At 56.2% G+C, this 17,524-nt stretch carries 17 protein-coding genes; 10 read left to right on the top strand and 7 right to left on the bottom strand.

Annotation, left to right across the window (positions count from 1 at the left end; all coding sequences use genetic code 11):
* The first annotated feature begins 147 nt into the window (after positions 1–147).
* A complete protein-coding gene (locus ABJI08_RS11710; protein WP_348402021.1) occupies positions 148–885 on the top strand; it encodes a glutamine amidotransferase in 738 nt (245 codons plus the stop codon).
* Between the two features lie 10 nt (positions 886–895).
* On the opposite strand, the gene ABJI08_RS11705 is transcribed toward ABJI08_RS11710, so the two are convergent.
* The 3 genes from ABJI08_RS11705 to ABJI08_RS11695 all read right to left on the bottom strand — a co-directional run bounded on the left by ABJI08_RS11705 (position 896) and on the right by ABJI08_RS11695 (position 4,616).
* The gene (locus ABJI08_RS11705) at positions 896–1,669 is read right to left on the bottom strand and encodes a 3'(2'),5'-bisphosphate nucleotidase CysQ (protein ID WP_348402020.1); all 774 of its coding nucleotides are present in this window, start codon (positions 1,667–1,669) and stop codon (positions 896–898) included.
* Entirely contained in the window at positions 1,656–3,002 is a 1,347-nt protein-coding gene (locus ABJI08_RS11700; protein WP_348402019.1) for a TldD/PmbA family protein, read from the bottom strand. Before ABJI08_RS11700 ends, ABJI08_RS11705 begins: the two co-directional genes overlap by 14 nt.
* Positions 3,003–3,113: 111 nt before the next feature.
* Positions 3,114–4,616 carry a DUF2125 domain-containing protein gene (locus ABJI08_RS11695; protein ID WP_348402018.1) on the bottom strand — a complete coding sequence of 501 codons (1,503 nt, stop codon included), beginning with the start codon at positions 4,614–4,616 and terminating at the stop codon, positions 3,114–3,116.
* A 129-nt stretch (positions 4,617–4,745) separates the two neighbouring features.
* Between ABJI08_RS11695 and ABJI08_RS11690 the strand changes: the two genes are divergently transcribed.
* Positions 4,746–5,498, top strand: coding sequence for an SDR family oxidoreductase (locus tag ABJI08_RS11690; RefSeq protein ID WP_348402017.1), 753 nt, complete (start codon positions 4,746–4,748; stop codon positions 5,496–5,498).
* Positions 5,495–6,118 carry an enoyl-CoA hydratase/isomerase family protein gene (locus ABJI08_RS11685; protein ID WP_348402016.1) on the top strand — a complete coding sequence of 208 codons (624 nt, stop codon included), beginning with the start codon at positions 5,495–5,497 and terminating at the stop codon, positions 6,116–6,118. Before ABJI08_RS11690 ends, ABJI08_RS11685 begins: the two co-directional genes overlap by 4 nt.
* Positions 6,119–6,159: 41 nt before the next feature.
* On the opposite strand, the gene ABJI08_RS11680 is transcribed toward ABJI08_RS11685, so the two are convergent.
* Positions 6,160–8,076, bottom strand: coding sequence for a DEAD/DEAH box helicase (locus tag ABJI08_RS11680; RefSeq protein WP_348402015.1), 1,917 nt, complete (start codon positions 8,074–8,076; stop codon positions 6,160–6,162).
* A 327-nt stretch (positions 8,077–8,403) separates the two neighbouring features.
* Complete coding sequence (locus tag ABJI08_RS11675) at positions 8,404–9,618, bottom strand: 2-isopropylmalate synthase (protein ID WP_348402014.1); 1,215 nt, start codon at positions 9,616–9,618, stop codon at positions 8,404–8,406.
* 360 nt (positions 9,619–9,978) lie between these two features.
* Between ABJI08_RS11675 and ABJI08_RS11670 the strand changes: the two genes are divergently transcribed.
* Entirely contained in the window at positions 9,979–10,641 is a 663-nt protein-coding gene (locus tag ABJI08_RS11670; RefSeq protein WP_348402013.1) for an FCD domain-containing protein, read from the top strand.
* Positions 10,642–10,702: 61 nt separating this feature from the next.
* Positions 10,703–11,512 carry a glutathione S-transferase family protein gene (locus tag ABJI08_RS11665; protein WP_348402012.1) on the top strand — a complete coding sequence of 270 codons (810 nt, stop codon included), beginning with the start codon at positions 10,703–10,705 and terminating at the stop codon, positions 11,510–11,512.
* Positions 11,513–11,521: 9 nt separating this feature from the next.
* On the opposite strand, the gene ABJI08_RS11660 is transcribed toward ABJI08_RS11665, so the two are convergent.
* Both ABJI08_RS11660 and ABJI08_RS11655 read right to left on the bottom strand, forming a co-directional pair.
* Positions 11,522–12,784 carry a malonyl-CoA decarboxylase gene (locus tag ABJI08_RS11660; protein WP_348402011.1) on the bottom strand — a complete coding sequence of 421 codons (1,263 nt, stop codon included), beginning with the start codon at positions 12,782–12,784 and terminating at the stop codon, positions 11,522–11,524.
* 12 nt (positions 12,785–12,796) lie between these two features.
* Positions 12,797–13,210 (bottom strand): YciI family protein, encoded by a 414-nt coding sequence (locus tag ABJI08_RS11655; protein WP_348402010.1) that lies wholly within the window; start codon positions 13,208–13,210, stop codon positions 12,797–12,799.
* 181 nt (positions 13,211–13,391) lie between these two features.
* Between ABJI08_RS11655 and ABJI08_RS11650 the strand changes: the two genes are divergently transcribed.
* From ABJI08_RS11650 to ABJI08_RS11630, 5 genes are read left to right on the top strand one after another with little or no spacing between them, the layout of a single operon-like run.
* Positions 13,392–14,057, top strand: a complete 666-nt coding sequence (locus ABJI08_RS11650; protein ID WP_348402009.1) for a malonic semialdehyde reductase — start codon at positions 13,392–13,394, stop codon at positions 14,055–14,057.
* A gap of 7 nt (positions 14,058–14,064) precedes the next feature.
* Positions 14,065–14,520, top strand: coding sequence for an OsmC family protein (locus ABJI08_RS11645; RefSeq protein ID WP_348402008.1), 456 nt, complete (start codon positions 14,065–14,067; stop codon positions 14,518–14,520).
* A 29-nt stretch (positions 14,521–14,549) separates the two neighbouring features.
* Positions 14,550–15,623 (top strand): C4-dicarboxylate TRAP transporter substrate-binding protein, encoded by a 1,074-nt coding sequence (locus tag ABJI08_RS11640; RefSeq protein WP_348402007.1) that lies wholly within the window; start codon positions 14,550–14,552, stop codon positions 15,621–15,623.
* A 29-nt stretch (positions 15,624–15,652) separates the two neighbouring features.
* Complete coding sequence (locus ABJI08_RS11635; RefSeq protein ID WP_348402006.1) at positions 15,653–16,213, top strand: TRAP transporter small permease; 561 nt, start codon at positions 15,653–15,655, stop codon at positions 16,211–16,213.
* Positions 16,213–17,520, top strand: coding sequence for a TRAP transporter large permease subunit (locus ABJI08_RS11630; protein ID WP_348402005.1), 1,308 nt, complete (start codon positions 16,213–16,215; stop codon positions 17,518–17,520). Before ABJI08_RS11635 ends, ABJI08_RS11630 begins: the two co-directional genes overlap by 1 nt.
* Positions 17,521–17,524 lie beyond the last annotated feature (4 nt).

The raw sequence follows: 17,524 nt of genomic DNA, 5'->3' as shown, positions 1-17,524 counted from the left end.
TAACGACTCCTGAGGTTTGAAGTTGGGGCAACCTATGACCGATGGGTCGCAGCCTCAAGTGCTCTGCGCCGGTTTGATGCTGCGCGGTTGACGCATGCCAGTCAATCGGGCAACCACGCAGGACAGCATTATGTGGATATTGGCCTGATGAAACGCTTTTTGATTTTGCAGTTGCGCCCGGAAACTGAAGCGTCGGATGACGAGTTTCAGGCCATTTTGCGCAAGGCCGGTTTATCAGCGGATGAGGTACACCGCATTCGGTTGGATCAGTCCCCTTTGCCGGAGGATCTGAGGCTGGATGACTACGCGGGTGTGATTGTCGGCGGGGGGCCAGGATGTGTCAGCGATCCGGCGGACAAGAAGTCCGATGTCGAGGCTCAGATTGAAACTGCCGTATTGGGGCTGATGCCACAGATCACGGAACAGGATTTTCCGTTTCTGGGGTGTTGCTACGGGATTGGCATTCTGGGGCATCATCTGGGGCGGGTGGTCAGCAAGGAAAACTATTCCGAGGATGTGGGCACCACAGATTGCAGCCTGACACCAGCGGGTCGGGCCGACCCGGTGCTAAGCGGCCTGCCGGATCAGTTTCACGCCTTTGTAGGTCACAAAGAAGCGGTTCAGGTGTTGCCTGAAGGGTGTACACATCTGATCAGTTCGCCAACCTGTCCTTATCAGATGATCCGGTACGGGCAGAATGTTTATGCCACGCAATTCCACCCAGAGGCAGACAGCGACGGGTTCGAAGTGCGCATCAACATTTACAAACATCGCGGATATTTCCCGCCGGAAGATGCCGATGCGTTGATTGCAATGTGCCGGGCGGCTGATGTGCATGCGCCTGAAAAGGTGCTGCGCAACTTTGTCGACAGGTATCGCAGCTGATCAGATCAGATCAAACAAGCGCTGCGCAGATGTCGCTATGTACTGCGGCGTTTGCGGCGACAATGCCCGGAACACGGGGATCCGGATTGTTGAACAGCAGCGTTTCGCCTTTGCGATCAGAGGTGGCGGCGCCAGCTTCGCGCAGGATCAGATCACCTGCGGCGATGTCCCATTCCCAGGTCGGGCGCAGGGTCAGCATCGCGTCATAGCGTCCCTCGGCGACCAGAGCCAGGCGATAGGCCAGTGACGGGCGGTAGCTGCGAAAGACATTGGGTGGGCTGTGTTTCCAGTGGTGGTCGTCCATCACCGGGCGCGCAACCAATACATTGGCACCAGTCAGCGCCGGACGGTCGGTCGGGCGGATGGCCGCGCCGTTCAGATGCGCGCCTGCACCTTCGGCGGCGCTGTAAAGCTTGTCACGCAATGGCAGAAACACCACCGCAGCAGTGACGCGTCCCTGTTTGGCAATGGCCAGCGAATGCGCCCATGTGTTGGACCCGTCCATAAAGCTGCGGGTGCCATCGATCGGGTCGATGATAAACACGTGGTCGGCTGACAACCGATCGCCGCTGTCTATGGATTCCTCGCTGAGCCAGCCATAATCCGGGCGTGCGGCGCGCAATTCGTGCTCTAACATTTCGTTTACCGCCAGATCAGCCTCGGTCACGGGGCCTGCACCGTCGGGCTTGTCCCAGACCTGAGCCTCGGGGCCGGAAAAGCGCGTCGCGATACGACCGGCTTCCTGAGCCGCGCGCATCAGCAGGTCGAGATCAGTTTCCGGCAAGGGTCATCCCTTCGACCAGCAGCGATGGCACAACGCGGGACAAGTGCGCGCGGGCATCATTGGCGGGGATGAGGCCTGTCAGCATGTCGTTCAGATTGCCTGCAATTGTGCATTCATTCACCGCATATGTCAGTTCGCCATTCTCGACCCAGAACCCGGCTGCGCCACGTGAATAGTCGCCGGTGTTGGGATTGATGGTCGATCCGATCAGGGACGTCACCAACAGCCCGGTGCCCATATCGCGCAACAGGTCTTCGCGGGACTTTTCACCTTGGGTCATGGAGACGTTCCATGTGGAGGGGGACGGCGGGGATGACACGCCACGCGATGCGTTTGCGGTCGAGGTCATGCCCAGTTTGCGGGCATTGACCAGATCAAGTGTCCAACCCGTCAGAACGCCGTTTTCGACAATGTTGCGCTTTTGGGTCGCCAGACCTTCGCCGTCAAACGGTCGCGAGGCAGAGACGCGCGGGCGGTGCGGATTTTCGACAAGTGAGAGCGCGGCGGGCAATACCTGTTCGCCCAGTTTTTCCCGCAACCACGATGAGCCGCGCGCCACGGACGACCCGTTCACAGCAGCGAGCAAGTGTCCGATCAACGACGACGAAATGCGTTCATCAAACAGCACCGGATAAGACCCGGTGGTCGGTTGGCGCGCATTCAGCCGTTCAACTGCGCGATCTCCGGCGGATTTGCCGATGTCAGCCGGTGCTCGCAGGTCGCTTTGAAACACACGCCCGTCGCCATCATAGTCGCGTTCCATGCTGTCGCCGGTGCCCGCAATTGCAGTGCAATAGGTCGCGCGGCTGGTGCGTTCATAGCCGCCGGAAAACCCGTTGGAGGCGGCAATATGCACGCCGGTGTGGCTGTAACCTGCGGTGGCGGACTGGACCTGAGACACACCGTTGACGGCCTGGGCTGCGGTTTCTGCCGCCAGCGCGTCAGCCTGAAGCGTTGCGGGGTCAGGTTCTGCAGAGGGGTCCGCAAGTTCAAAGGCGGCGATGTCCCAGTCTGTGGCCAGCTGGTCAGGTGCCGCGAGACCGATATAATTGTCCTCAGGGGCTTCGCGGGCCATGGCCACGGCACGCTCTGCCATGGTGGCCATGGTTTCCGGACGAGAATCGGACACTGAAACATTGGCCTGACGCTGACCAACAAAGACCCGCAACCCCAGATCCATGCCTTCAGAGCGTTCGGCCTGTTCAAGCTGGCCTTCGCGTACATCAATGGAAAGGGATGTTCCCTGAACGGCAATTGCATCGGCGGCGTCGGCCCCGGCACGGGTCGCGGCCTCAAGCAGGGCCTGCGAAAGTGTTTCGAGGTTCTGGCTCATCTGTCCCTTGTCCTTGGTTTGCTTTGAGGTAGACCGGGGGCCACAATTCCGCAAGGTCTGCATGCAAAAGGGGCCACCCGAAAGCGGCCCCTTGCTGATAGTTTGACAGGATTACTTCAAGCGCTGGCCGTTTGCCAGAACATGACCCTGTTCATTCACCACGATGGTCGAGTTCAGTTCGTCGTCACCCTCGCCGGGGATCGAGAACATCGACAACATCATACGCGCGCCCATGACCTGTTCTTCGGGCAGCAGGCCCATAGACACAAGTTTATCCATCAGGCCGTTGATACCAACGATATTAAGATCCAGCGCGCCTTCGGGGCGTGGAAAACCGTCAAACGACACCATGTCAGAATTGTCGAAGACAAAGTCGCCCATGCCGGTCAGGCTGGCACCGGCAATGTGCACCTGAAGATCGTTCAGAGTGAGCGCGTTCAGTTCGCCCGGAACTTCGTCAGAGTCTTCATCCAGTGTTATGATGTCCTTGAGGATCGTGGCCTTGCCGGCCAGATCGATCACCAATGTCGCCGGATCGTGCGGCAGAACCTGACCCGGATCGAACATCGACCAGATCATTTCAGAGACGGCCAGATCGCCCAGAACCAGACCAAGGCTGAAATCCTGCTGATCCTGAGACGCCTTCATGGGCATTTCGAATCCATAACCAAGTTCGCCAAAGCTGACATCAATCGGCAACGGAATATCCGGACCGGTAGCATTGATCTGAATGTCAGACACTGCGCCGCCATAGGCCATGACAGTCTCGTTCATTTCGAAAGCCATATCGCCTGCGCCGGTTGTTACCTTGGCCTTGCCCGGTGCGCCGTCTTCTTCAAAGCTCAGGTCAACATCGGATCCCTGAATTGCATAGCTTCCGGCAATATCAAATCCGGCCTGAAACAGCGCCGCAGGGTCTTCAGTATAGTCTCCGAGCGGCAAAACCATTTGCGCGTCGGCCTTCAGACCGGTCATGTTGCCCTTGAGGTCAACCTCTCCGCCGCCGTCCGGATCTGCAGCCTGAACAACATACGCAATGCTGTCGACGCTCATCTGTTGCTGCGTTTCCATCGTATCGCCGGTCAGCATTTTTGACTGGCCCAGCACGCCCTGCATAATGGCGTTGACCACCAGTCCGGGCAATTCTTCGCCGTCCACAACCAGTTTGGTCAGATCGAACGTGAGCTCAGACGCGTTGTAGTCATAGGTCATGTCTTCGGGCGTGCCGGACACAACTGTTGTCATGTCCTTATGGGTCAATGTGACCGTGGCATCGACGTTTTCACCGTCTGCATCCACCACGACATGCATGGGCATCTGGCTGGGCATGACAACGTCGACAGTACCATCGCCGTTGTCGACAAACTGGATATCCCCCATATCGATGGACACGGTGCCATCTTCGTCGGGGATTTGCATGCCCAGCGTAAGATCGTTGACGTTCAGCGTGTTGCCGTCAGTTTTTTCCTGTGCGGATACGTCATATCCAAAACCGCTCAGATAACCGCGCCAGCTTTCCCAGACGTCGCGCGGACCGACATCGGCCAAAGCGGTTGTGGAAAGCAAAAAACTGGCCAGCAGACTTGATCCTGCGACTCTTTTACCAAAATTCATCGGGACATCCCCTCTTAAAAAATCTGCAACAGCTTTGAACGATGCAGCGGCGGGGTCAAGTAGGAAGGGGTGGACGCTGTGCCTGATGATGGCTACCTCTTGCATCAATATTCAGCGAGGAGAGCCAAAATGAGCGATGTTTCGGGGAAAACAGTATTTATTACGGGTGCCAGCCGGGGCATTGGTGAAAGCACCGCAAAAGAGTTCGCCAGGGCCGGAGCCAATGTGGTTTTGACGGCGCGCGGCGCGGACGCGATCCGGGCGCTGGCAGAGGAAATTGGACCTCAGGCTATTGCGGTGCCCTGCGACGTGGCGGATTACGCACAGGTCGAAGCTGCCGTATCTGCCGCGACAGAGCGGTTTGGCGGGGTTGATGTGTTGATCAACAATGCCGGGCTGGTCGATCCGATTTCCCATCTTGATACATCCGATCCCGAAGACTGGGGCCGGATCATCGATATCAATCTCAAAGGTGTTTACCACGGAATGCGGGCCGTGATGCCGGGAATGGAGCGTGTTGGAGGCGGATCAATCCTGACCATCAGTTCTGGCGCAGCGCATGGCCCGGTCGAAGCATGGAGCCATTATTGTGCATCTAAGGCGGCGGCGAACATGTTGACCCGCTGTGTTGACAAAGAAGCCCGCGACAAAGGTATTCGTGCCATCGGTCTGAGCCCGGGAACCGTGGCCACGCAGATGCAACGCGAGATCAAGGCCAGCGGTATTAACCCGGTCAGCAAGCTGGACTGGTCGGATCATGTTCCGCCGGAATGGCCTGCAAAATGCCTGTTGTGGATGTGCAGCAGCGCGGCGGACGCGTGGCTGGGCGATGAGATTTCGCTGCGGGATGAAGATATTCGGCGCAAGGTTGGCCTTATATGATCGAGCTGGTCAAAGGAGCGGATGGGTTGTGGATCGTCACCATCAACCGACCAGACAAAGCCAATTCGCTGACCCATGGCATGCTGACGGAACTGGCGGATATCGCCGAGGCGGCGCAAGACGCGCGCGGGCTTATCCTGACGGGCGCTGGCAAGGTGTTTTCGGCGGGTGCAGATCTTGAAGAAGCCCGCGCCGGACTGGCCACCAGCGATGTGTGGGAACGCTTGTCAGGTGCGATTGCGGCGTTGCCGGGGTTGAGCATTGCCGCATTGAACGGAACACTGGCCGGGGGCGCGATGGGCATGGCTCTGGCGTGTGATATCCGGTTGGCCGTGCCCGGGGCCAGGTTCTTTTACCCTGTGATGAAACTTGGGTTTTTACCGCAACCCAGTGATCCACAGCGCATGGCCGCATTAATAGGACCCGCGCGCGCCAAGCTGATCCTGATGGGAGGACAGAAAGTGCCTGCATCCGAAGCGTTTGAATTTGGGCTTGTTGACCGGATCATTGACGACGGGGATGTTGTGGGCGCTGCCCGGGACATCGCGGCAGACACGTTGGCCGCTGATCCCAGGATTGCCAAAGGTATCAAATCGCTGTGTCAGTCCGTGCAGATTTGAAATTTCGGGGGTCGAGATGACGACCCCCGAAACCAAAGCGCCTATTTAGGGCCGCGTTTAGGGCCACCCTTGGATTTGGCTGCCTGAGCGCGAGCGCGGTTTTTCTTGCTTGAAGACTTCCCGGCGGGTGGTGTTGGCCCTTTGGGTTTGCCGCCGGTCTTTTTGCGCGCACTGTGCACCTCGGGGTCGCGTTTTTCCTGACGGGGCGAGGGTTTGCTTTCGTAGGATTTGCTCTGCCCCTTGGAGGATGGCTTGCGGTCTTCGGGCTTGGGTTTACGTTTGCGGGGTGCAGGCGAGTCGTTCCAGTCAACCGGGGCCGAAGATTTGTTGTGCTGTTTGGGCTTGGATTTGCGCGGTGGCTTGCCGCTTGGACCTGAATCGCGCACCAGCTTGGGCGCCTCGTTCAAACGGGTCACTTTTGCGCCCGGTTCCAGCGTCATAGACGGGCCAATATCCGCCAGAAAGGCGTCAATGCTGGTTTCTTTGATCTGCACAAACGACTCGTCCTGTTGAATGCGGATCGCGCCAATTTCGAATTTGGTCAGGTTTGAGGCCTTGCAAATCATCGGCAACAACCGGCGCGGTTCAGCATCTGCGGCGCGTCCACCGGATACGGAAATCCAGACGCTGGGTCCAAATTCCTGTCGCGGCGCGAGTTTTGCATCTGCATCCGACAATTCTTCGGGTGCAGAGCGGACAGAGCGGTAAAGCCGCAAGTATGCTGCTGCAAGCTGATCCGCCGAGAACGTGGAGGCCAGCCGTTCAACAGATGCCTGTTCAGCGCCTTCGGGGGCCTGTTGCCATGTTTCGTGGTCGAACATGCGTTCGTCTTCGCGTTGATTTACAGCTTCGGCAGATGGCGCTTGTGTCCATTCTGCTTTGACCTTGGCCATGCTGAGAATGCGGTCGGCCTTGCGCTGGGTCTTTTTGGTGACGATCAGCGCGCTGACACCTTTGCGTCCGGCACGTCCTGTGCGACCCGAGCGGTGCAGAAGGGTTTCGTGGCTGCCGGGCAATTCTGCATGCACCACCAGATCGAGGTTGGGCAGGTCAATACCACGTGCGGCCACGTCGGTTGCCACACATACCTGCGCGCGTCCGTCCCGCATCGCCTGAAGCGCATGGGTGCGTTCAGACTGAGACAGTTCACCCGACAGGGAGACAACCTTGAACCCACGGTTGGACAGGCGGGTGGTCAGGCGGTTGACCATCGCGCGGGTGTTGGCGAACACAATGGCATTGGGGGCATTGTGGAACAGCAACGTATTAATGACGGCGTTTTCGGTGTCATGCGGTGCGACGGACGTTGCCAGATAGCTGATGTCAGCATGCTGAGACGAGCCGGATTTCGCAATGACGCGGGCGGCGTCACGTTGATAGCTTTTGGCCAGTTGCCCAATGGATTTTGGTACGGTGGCCGAAAACATAAGGGTCTGACGGTTCTCGGGGGACTCGCCAAGGATGAACTCAAGGTCTTCGCGAAAACCGAGGTCCAGCATTTCGTCAGCTTCATCCAGAACCACGGCGCGCAGGCTGCTCAGATCGATTGAGCCACGCATGATGTGGTCGCGCAACCGGCCCGGTGTGGCGGCCACAATGTGGGCACCGCGGGCAAGCGCACGGCGTTCGTCGCGCATATCCATACCACCAACACAGGATGCGATCGTGGCGCCAGCCTTGGCAAACAGCCAGCTCAATTCGCGTTTCACCTGAAGTGCCAGTTCGCGGGTCGGTGCAATCACCAGACCCAGAGGAGCGCCTGCGGTTTCAAACCGCTCGCTGTCGGGCAAAAGCTGTGGCGCAACGGCAAGGCCAAACCCCACCGTCTTGCCAGAACCGGTTTGGGCCGAAACCAACAGGTCACGACCTTCCAGCTCGGGTGCCAGAACGGCTTCTTGTACAGGTGTCAGGTCCGTGTACCCACGGTCATCGAGTGCGTCGCGCAGAACTTGCTTCAAAGGATTTGCTTTTCGTTGGGGACTGCTTGCTAAATCGGCCCCATCCAGGCGATCGGGCGGGCAATCATGTCAGCTCGGGTGTCTTAGCGTAGCGCGCTTAGAGCAAATGCAGCAGAGTGTACAGGGCTTGAACCTGAGGCGCGGCGCGAGGGATTGAAGTTATTGCCAAAAAATATGCGCCGAACGGCATCGGCGCAGAAAATTTGCTGTTTTTGGCGCTTTTCAGGGGTTTTGAGCCTGACGTGATGCTCGAGTTGCGATCTCGTGCCGGGCATCAGAACCGCCGCGCTGCCCCAAAGGTGCGCGGCGGTCTTGTTTTTGTCTCTATCAGGACGCCGCTCTGTGAGCGTTCAGAAGCGCAATGAACTCTTCATCACTCAGGAAATCGCGTTTATCGATTCCCTTTTGTTTGACCTTGGCCAGCAACGCCGCATTTTCTTCGTCGCTGACTTCGCCAAGCCCCAGTTCCTGCATCTTGTAATTGATCGATGCCTTGCCGCTTTTCTTGCCCAGAACAACCTCGCCAGAACGTCCGGTCAGCGCGGGGTGGGTGCCGAACATTACCAGCGGATCATGCATGACATACTGAATGCCAATGCCGGATTCGCGGATAAAGTTGCCTTGCCCCAGGACCGGCTTGTTACGGGCAATCGGAATGTTGGACAGCTCAGACAGCAATGCGCCCAGTTCCGGCAGTTTTTCCAGCTTGTACTGCGTGTCATAGCCGTAAAGCAGGTGCAGACCCAGCATCAGCTCTTCCATCGCGGCATTGCCGGTGCGTTCGCCAAGTCCGTTGGCGCAGCTGTGCACAACTTCGGCCCCGGCAGCGACGGCGGCGAGTTCTGTGGCGACGCCCATGCCAAAGTCATTATGAGTGTGGATTTCGATCGGCAGACCGGTCATCCCCTTAACCCAGCCCACCATATACTTCACCGCCTCTGGTGTCGCACAACCCATTGTGTCAACGATGCCGATCGAGTCGGGCGGAGATTCGTTCATAATACCTTTGCACAGGTTTTCGAGATCATCGCGGCGGGCACGTGTTGTGTCATACGGAAAGAACACCGCATAAAGCCCCTGTTCACGGGCATAGTTAATCACGTCGCGGCTTTTCTTGAAGACGTCTTCCCAAGTCCAGCCGAATTGCGTCACCAGTTTGGGATACCCAATTGGCACCTCGATGATGACGCCATCCGCGCCACATTCCAGAGCCATGTCGATGTCTTGCTTCATCGCGCGGGCAAAGGTGAAAATCTTGGACTTCAACCCGAGTTTCGAAATTTCCTTGATGGCTTCGGCATCCTGAGGAGAGACGGCAGGCATGCCAGCCTCGATCCGTTCAACGCCAACTTCGTCCAGCTTGGTGGCAATCCGGATTTTATCGTCTACCGAAAACACCACGCCGGGTGTCTGTTCGCCATCGCGCAAAGTTGCATCATGGATTTGCACCTGCGGCGGCAGCTGCATTTGGTTGCGCACTTCGGGCTCGAAATTGTAGGGGCTGACCCACCATTTGCCGTCTTCAAAGTGGTTTTCTCGCATCATATTACCCCTGGAAATTCTCAGATATTATCAAAAAATGTTTTATATTAGATTTGTTGGTCCGACAATAAAAAAACGAGATTTTTCGCGTTTTGGTGTTTAGGGAGTTATTTCAGGAGGGCGTGGATTTTGTAGAAATTCGCATAATTTTTGACTGAAATGATCGGAGCTTTGTAGTGAAAGGTAAATTTAATATAATTAAAACAATGGTATGCAACATCTCCTGCCTTACCCCGACATGGTTGGGTTTTCGTTTTTCGGATAGTTCCCGGCTCACGGTCCGTTATGCTAATCGACGAAACTGAGGCTGAAATATCGATATAATTTGCGTTTCGGCAACATCTTTGGTTATGTCCGGGTATGAGCACAATTGATCTTCAGAACCAGTCAAACCAGTCTTCGACGCGCCGCACGTATCTTACGCTGCGCAACGAGATCATCACCGGCAATCTTGCTCCGGGCGAGCGATTGAAGGTCGAAACACTGAAGGAAAACTATGGGGCGGGGGCGTCGCCAATCCGCGAAGCATTGAGCCTTTTGACCTCGGATCAGCTGGTTGAGCGGTTGGATCAACGTGGGTTTCGGGTGGCGGATGCAAACCGGCACCAGTTTCAGGAAATACTGGGCCTGCGGTGCACGCTGGAAGATATCGCGCTGCGACAAAGCGTTAAAAATGGTGGTCGTGAATGGGAAGAGAACCTTGTTCTGGTGCACCATTACCTGAGCCGTACGGATCGTGGCGATGTCGAGCTGTTCGAAGAGCGGCACAAAAGCTTTCACATGGCGCTTTTGTCGGCCTGCGATTCGCCTGTGTTGATGCGATTTTGCGGTCAATTGTATGATTTGAATGTGCGCTATCGGTTCCTTGCGGGACGGTCCAAATCCTATGCCAGCCGGAATGTAGAAGGCGAACATCTGGCCATTCTGGACGCCGCTGTCAGCCGCGACGTAGAGCTGACGTCGACTTTGCTGATGGATCATTACAACAGCACCGGCGCGTTTCTCTCAGAGCTGATCGCATAGTCAGAGTTGGACCTGCCGAACTGTTGAAAATGTCGGGCTGGGTACGAACCGGAGAATTCTAATGCTAAAGCTTTATCACGGTGCAACCAGCGTGTGTTCCGCCAAGGTGCGCATCGGGCTTGCAGAGCTTGGGACCACATGGAGCGGACAGATACTCGATCTGGGTAAAAGTGAGCAGAACGAGAGCTGGTATCTGAAGCTGAACCCCAAGGGGGTGGTGCCGACGATTGTGGTGGATGACTTCTGTCTGGTCGAGTCCAGTGTCATTCTGGAGTATCTTGAGGAAAGCGACGGACGTGGTCTGTTGACACCTCAGGACATACAGCAACGCGCCCGGGCGAAAATGTACCTGTATGATTGCATCGAAATTCACGCTGCGATCAACACGATGACGTTTTCTACCTCAAAACGGGCGCAGATTTTGGCGACACAAACAGCCGAAGAAATCGACGCATCCATCGCACGAATGGCCAGCCCGGCGAATGCGGTGAAACGCCGGGACATCTTCGATAATGGCGTGGATTCGCCGTATGTGGTAGCGGCCTTTTTCACGCTGAAGCTGTTGCTGGATCGTATGCAGGCGGATTTGCAGTCGGGGCCGTGGGTGATGGGCGAAAAATATTGCATCGCGGATGCATCGATCATTGCTTATATTGATCGGCTGGATCGTCTGGGCCTTGCCGGGCTCTGGAAAACGCGCGCGCCTGCGATTGAGGCATGGCTGACCGCGTCCCGTACGCGGCCCAGTTATAAAACTGCCATTGAGGATTTTGCGGGACCTGCAAAGGGTGACAGAGACAAAAACTTAGCTGCCGGTTTTTGGGATACTGTCGAGCCGCGCTGGCAAGCGTTTCTGGCAAAGCACGGCTAGCGACGGGCGCTAGCCCGCCGCATCAGCCAATCGTGTTTTCGCGCCTTGTTTGGCCAGAGTTTTCACCGCAGATGCCGCCGCCACTTCGTCGTTTTTAGCGAATTGTTCAACGTTCTGCGTGATCCTGGATGAATCGTAGAGATAATTCACCATCACGCCGTGTGACTGGCCCAAACCTTTGTCAGACAGATCAGCCTGCGCGTGAACCTGATGCACCTGCGCGCCGTTTCCGAGATGGAAACGCGCCACCGGGTCGATGGGTTTCCCGTCCGGTTTCTTGGCATCCAGCAGGTAATGCGCCGCTAGCTGTTTCAGGGCTTTCTGCGTGTTGTCCTCTGGCAGCTGCCCCTTTGTGTCCAGCCATCGTGACAATCCGGGAATAGGTGACAATGTGACGAATTTCTTCAGACCAGGCAGCTCGTGAGACAGATCGCGTACAACCTGTTTGATCAACGAGTTGCCAAACGAAATCCCCGCCAGACCGGCCTGACAGTTGGAAATAGAATAGAACACCGCCGTATCTGCCTCTTCTGCAGTAGATTCGGCGCGATCCTCGGACAAAACATCCTGAATAGAGCCGGGCACACCTCGGGTCAGCGCGACCTCGACAAAGATCAAGGGATCATCCGGCATCGACGGATGAAAGAACGCAAAGCATTTGCGATCAGCAGGCTGCAAACGGCGTCTCAGATCGTCCCATTTGCTGATTTCGTGCACCGCCTCATAGGCAATAATGCGTTCCAGAACAGAGGCCGACGTGTCCCATGTGATTGGGCGCAACACCAGAAACCCACGGTTGAACCAACTTCTGAGCAGGTGCACCAAGTCCAGATCGGTGCGGCCAAGGTCGGGATCATCCCGCAGATGGTTCAACAGATCTGCGCGCAATCGAACAAGCTCTGCAGTTGCACCAGGGGCCTGGTTCAGGCGGCGGAACAAATCCTGCCGCCTGGGTTCCGCCGCGACTGAGAGTTGTTTGAAATTGTCGATAGAAGGGTCGTGCGCATATTGCTGAGCCAACTTCTCAACAAGCTGGGCATCAATATCCAGTTCCGTGTTCAGGTACTGAAAGAACGCGGCCCGACCTTCTTGGGGCAGATTGGCAAACTGGTCCAGAACAGCCGCAGCCAACTGAAGGCCGGTTGTCTCAGAATCCTCTGCGAGTAGTTCCCGGCACAAGTCCTGAAGTGCACCGGGATCGAGGGTCGTGCGATAGAACGGTCGTCGCTCCAGCAACGTCGTTAAAATACCGCTTAATCCGCTATTGGGCATACTGAACTCCTATCAGGCCAGCCTGGCTGATCCGGTCGACAAACCCACGTTGACGGTCAGATTGCCTTCGTTCACAAGCCATTTGCGCACGGTAAAGCTGCGTGCTCCGGACGCGTGCATCGGGTCAGCCTCGGCCAGACCTTGCGCGTCCTGCATCGTGGCAGCGCGGTAAAGAATAAGACCCGCGCCAACCATGATTTCGCCAGTTGGATCAGACAGGGGCCCCGCCAGAACAAGCGTGCCGTTTTCCTCGAGCTTGCGCTGATAAGCAAGATGGTCGGGTAAATTGTCCTTAACGGCTTCGGGCGCGCCGGCCGGTGTCGATTCTACGACAAAAAGTTCCAGTGCCAGGGCGCCGCGTCCGCGTGCCATTTCCTTGTAGTCATTCCACGCAACCATGCGATCACCTCCATTTTTCCAGTTCATAATAAAATATCGATTTTATTTGACAAGGTAAAATATCATCGTCAAAATGAGCGCAATGAGGAAAGACTTGTAGAATGCATCGATGAGCGCCAGATTGGGTGTCAGGCCAGAACGCGGCACGCTCGCATTGTTCATGTTTTCAGGGGATACCAAAGAGCCTGCGGGCCAGAGGGAATAGTTGATGACTGCTTTAACTGGTGAAGTGCTTGAAAAGGCACGCGCTGAAGCACAAGAGGCCGTTCGCGCGCTTCGTGAAAGACGCACTGTGCTGGATGACGATTCGATTGACGTGATTCTGACGGATGCGCGGTCGCACTATGCCTGGCAGGATCGTCCGGTCTCAGATGAGACGCTGCACAGACTTTATGACATCACCGCCGCCGGGCCCACCAGCATGAATACCTGCCCGGCGCGGTTTATTTTTGTAACCTCGCAAGAGGGTAAGAAACGGCTGGCTAAGTCGTTGAAAGACAAAAACATCGATAAGATGATGGAAGCGCCGGTCACGGCGATTATCGCGCATGATCTGGAGTTCTGGACTGAACTGCCGTTTCTGTTTCCGCACGAAGACCGGCGGCCACATTTTCAGGGTAAACCTGAGCACTCTGAAGTGACGGCCTTTCGCAATGGTACGCTGCAGGGCGCCTATTTCATGATCGCAGCGCGGGCGCTGGGGCTGGATGTCGGCGCTATGAGCGGCTTTTCGAACGCGGTCGTTGATGAAGAGTTTTTTGCGGGGACAACGTTGAAATCGAATTTTCTATGTAATTTTGGCTATGCCGATGAAGGCGCGCTTTTCCAGAAATTGCCGCGTTTTCCATTCGACAAAGTCTGTTCATTCGCGTGAGGACATAATGGCGATACGACAAAAAACGGTTATCAAACTAAAAGTCTCGGGTCACTCTCCGTCGCATGCGCGCACGGACGTTTCCGTGCGCGATCTGAACGTCATCATTGATGAGCCGATTGAACGCGGCGGCACCAATCTTGGCGCGTCACCAACCGAATTCGCCTATACTTCGCTGATGGGGTGCACCACGTCGATTGGCAACAAATGCGCCCATGCGCTTGGCGTCGAGATCGGAGAGCTTGATTACGCGATGGAGGTTGAATTCGACCGCCGCGGCGTGCTGCTTCAGGCAGAGGTTGATGTACCCTTTCCGGCGATCCGTCTGGAGGTGACCGCCCACGGGTCTGCCACGCAGGAAGAGCTGGACAAGGTCGCGACAGAAACTGCGAAATATTGTGCGATATCAAAGCTGTTTGAAGCAGCGGGTACCAAAGTAGAGGTGAACTGGCGCAAAGCCTGACCTCAACAAAACCATCAAGGGAGGAAACGATGGCTGTATTTTCGAAAAGCATGGCATTTGGGGTGCTGATGGCGGGACTGACCGCTATTCCGGCCTATGCCACAGAAACAATCAAAGCGGTTGTGATCGACGGCTACCCGGCGCGCGCGCTTTGGGTCAAAGAATTCACCGGCTTTTTTATTCCCGAAGTGGACAAAAAACTGGCGGAAACCGGCAACTACAAGATGGACTGGCAGGAAAGCTATGGCGGTGCCATTGTTAAGCCCAAGGGTGTCCTGGAAGGCGTTAAGCTGGGGTTGGGTGACATTGGTATCGTGACCACAATCTTCCATTCGTCCAAATTGCCAAGTCAGGCGATTTCGGCGGTCACACCTTTTGTGGCGGCAGATGCACGGGCGGTTGCAAAGGCGGTTGACGAGATTGCCAAAGAATACCCCACTATGCAGAACGAATTTGCCAAACAAAATCAGGTCTATCTGGCGACCGGTGTTGTTCTGGACACCTATCAGGTGTTTTCGAAAGACCCGATCACTTCGATCAAAGACATCGAAGGCAGCAAAGTGGCCGGCGCTGGCATGAACCTGCGCTATCTGGAAGGCATTGACGGGGCAGCTGGTGTTCGCGGCGGTCTCACCGATTTCTACAACATGCTGGATACCGGGCTGGTCGACAAAGCAATGTTGTGGCCCGAAGCTGCCAAGACGTTCAAAATTGCCGAAGTTGCACCTCATATGTTGTCCGTTGATCTGGGCGCTGTGAACTCCAAAACCATCACTGTGAACGCTGACTACTGGAAAGGTCTGCCTGACGAAGTGAAAGACACTTTGCTCGAAGTCGCGGTTATGTATCGTGATCACGTGGCAGGAATTGCGATGGACCGCGCGGCTGCTAGCCGAGACGCCTATACATCAGCAGGTGGCACCATCACCGAGGCCAGCGCCGAAGACCGCGCAGCCTGGGCAGCAGCAATGCCAAATATTGCTGCAGAATGGGCGGCAACGTTGAACGACAAAGGCGAACCCGGCAACGAAATGCTGAACGCCTATCTGGGCAAGCTGGAAGCAGCCGGTTTCACCGGTGTTCGCGACTGGTCCGCTCAGTAATCGCGTAAGAAAAAGGAAAGGGCCGAACCTTGGCTAATTCAGCTTACGAAACACTGGTTCTGGCCCTGTCCAAAGGTAGCAACAGAGTGGCGATCGGCGCAAATGCCATTGGCACTCTTGTTGTCCTGGGCCTTGTGGGTGTTGTGAACTTTGACGTGGTGGCAAGAGGCGTGTTTAACGCGCCATTTCTGGGCGCAGTCGAAGTTGTGCAATTCTCGATGGTGCTGATCGTATTCCTGCAACTTCCAGACGTGGTGCGGGTCAATCGCCTGACACGTTCTGACGGGTTTCTGGTTGTGATCGGCAGCAAGTATCCACGATTTGCAGCCGGGTTGCGGCATGTAATCGAAACCGTTTCGGCAATATTCATGGCGCTGATCGCGATTGCGATCTGGCCGGAATTTACTGACATGTGGGAAACCAAAGACTATTTCGGCGTACCGGGCGTTTTCACCGCTCCGTGGTGGCCGATCAAACTCACCATTTTCCTGAGCGCCGGTCTGTGCACGCTGATCTTTGCGCTCAAAGTCCTGACCCCCGCGGACAAGCCAAAACTTGTGCGGGTTCCTGAACATGAGGACGACAAGTAATGAGCCCCGTTGAACTTGGCATGGCTTCGGTCGGTGCCATTGTCATCCTGATTTATCTTGGGGTGTACATTCCGATTGCGCTTGGTGTGGTGTCATTTGTCACCATCTGGTTTATGCGCGACAATTTTGAACTGTCGATGAACCTGCTGAAAATTGCAGTTGGCGACAGTGTGATGGAATACGCGTTTGCCACGGTGCCGCTGTTTACTTTTATGGGGCTGGTTGTGTCCAAGGCCGGGCTGGGCGGCGATGTCTACGAAGTCATGAGCACGGGATTCCGCCGGGTCAAAGGCGGTATCGGAATGGCGACCGTGGGGGCCAATGCAGTGTTCGCGGCTGTCACCGGATCCTCCATTGCGTCGGCTTCGGTGTTTTCCAAAGTCTCGGTCCCGCAGATGTTGCGCTATGACTATAATCCGCGGTTCGCCGTTGGTGTTGTGGCCGGGTCATCCGTGCTGGGAATGATCATTCCGCCGTCGGCGATGCTGATCATCTACAGCTTTGTGGCCGAACAATCGGTCGGCGAGATGTTTCTTGCGGGCATCGTGCCCGGTCTGATGCTGGCCGTGGCATATATCGGTGCCATCTGGTTCATGGGACGGTTTTTCCCGAAATTTGTTGGCGGACGTCCGGCAGAAGATTACGAAGTGATGCCATGGGGCGAGATCGCCTCAAAGACACTGCCAACACTGGGCCTGATTGCAGTGGTTCTGGGCGGTATCTACACAGGTTGGCTGACCCCGGTCGAAGCGGGCGCAACCGGATCGCTTGTTGCTTTGCTGATCGCATTGGTGCGTCGCCGCATCACGCTCAAGGGGTTTTGGGAAGCGCTTCTGGAAACCGGGCACATCACCGCGTCGATCCTGTTCCTGATTACGGCGGCGTCAATCTATAGCCGTATGCTGGGTCTGGCCGGGTTGCCAAATGAATTGGGCGACATGCTTGCCGGAAGCAATGCCAGCTTCTTTACCATCATGTTCCTGTATGTGCTGTTGATGCTGTTTCTGGGCACGCTGCTGGACACCGCGTCGATCATTCTGATCGTGGTGCCGTTGTTCCTGCCGCTGATCGAACCTATGGGGCTGAGCCTTGTATGGTTTGGCATCATCACCGTGGTTGGCGCCGAAATTGGCCTGCTGACCCCGCCGCTGGGCATTAGTTGTTTTGTCATCAAGGCCACTCTCAACGATCCGCGCATCTCTCTCAAAGACGTGTTCCTCGGGGCGCTGCCTTTTGCAGGGGTCATGTTGATCGTTCTTGTATTGCTGATCCGCTATCCGGCGCTCAGCCTGGCCATTCTGAACTAGGAGG

Source organism: Shimia sp., from assembly GCF_039969785.1.
Classification (GTDB): Bacteria; Pseudomonadota; Alphaproteobacteria; order Rhodobacterales; family Rhodobacteraceae; genus Shimia.
The sequence above is the reverse complement of the archived record's forward strand: the minus strand, read 5'-3'. Positions and strand labels throughout refer to the sequence as shown.